Annotated in this window: 2 protein-coding genes and 1 pseudogene; all 3 read left to right on the forward strand. The window is 43.7% G+C overall.

Features of this window, described 5'->3' with window-relative positions; all coding sequences use genetic code 11:
* A pseudogene (locus A3766_RS31645) lies at window positions 1-202 on the forward strand (cytochrome c oxidase subunit I); the annotation flags it as partial.
* Window positions 203-276: 74 nt separating this feature from the next.
* Window positions 277-408, forward strand: coding sequence for a hypothetical protein (locus tag A3766_RS32445; RefSeq protein WP_255374912.1), 132 nt, complete (start codon window positions 277-279; stop codon window positions 406-408).
* Between the two features lies 1 nt (window position 409).
* Window positions 410-998 (forward strand): cytochrome c oxidase assembly protein (locus A3766_RS26325; protein ID WP_068643291.1); only part of this gene is annotated, 589 nt, incomplete at its 3' end.

Consider the following 998-nt stretch of genomic DNA (forward strand, 5'->3'; position numbering starts at 1 on the left):
CCAGATATCGAGCATTGGTGCCTTTATCTTCGGCCTATCTCACCTACTCTTTGTCTACATCATTATTCAAACTATACGTGGTGGCGAGAAAGCTCCAGCTCAGCCTTGGGAAGGTTCTCAGATCGGTACACCTGGCCTGGAGTGGACGCTCCCATCTCCTCCACCATTCCATAGCTTTGAAACACCTCCTACGGTCAAATAAAACCAGAATCTGGCCTTGGGTGCTTTAACAAAGAGCCCAAGGCTAGATACTTAACAACAAAAAGAGTTTTGATTATGAACCAACAAAGCGAACAAGCATTAAAGAAGTCAAATATTCGCACCGCGCTAATTCTTGGAGGCATTGCGATATCAAGCTTATGCATTGCCGCCTATGGCGTCAGCCAAACTTTAGCCGTGGGTGCATAACATGAGTGAAGTACCAGTAAAACAAAACAAGAAAACCGCACTAAAGCTCGCAATGTTAACAGTGCTTATGTTTGGCTTTGCCTTTGCGATGGTGCCGTTATACAAACTCGTATGCGATGTCGCCGGTATCAATAGCATCGATAGTAACAGTGGGCGCTCTGAGATTTCTGAACTAAGTAGCGAAGAACTTAGTCAGTCTTTAAGAACCGTAACGGTTCAATTCGACTCGACTATAAATGGCAATATGGCATGGGAATTCAAACCTGAAGCGAAAACCATGAAGGTGAAGCTTGGCGAACGAGTCAGTACCAGCTATTTCTTTAAGAACAACAGTTCGCAGCCAGTTGAAACCCAGTCAATACCTGGGGTTACACCATGGCAAGCAAACCAACATTTAAAGAAAATGGAATGTTTCTGCTTTGAGACTCAAACCCTTCAAGCAGGCGAATCAAAAGACATGGGTTTACAGTTTGTTCTCGACCCGAATCTACCTGAAGACATTCAAACGGTAACTTTATCTTATACCATTATGAACACAAACAGAGACGACTCACTGAAAACTAATAAAGACGCATTACCCTCTGTCAGCA

Source organism: Oleiphilus sp. HI0132 (assembly GCF_001635845.1).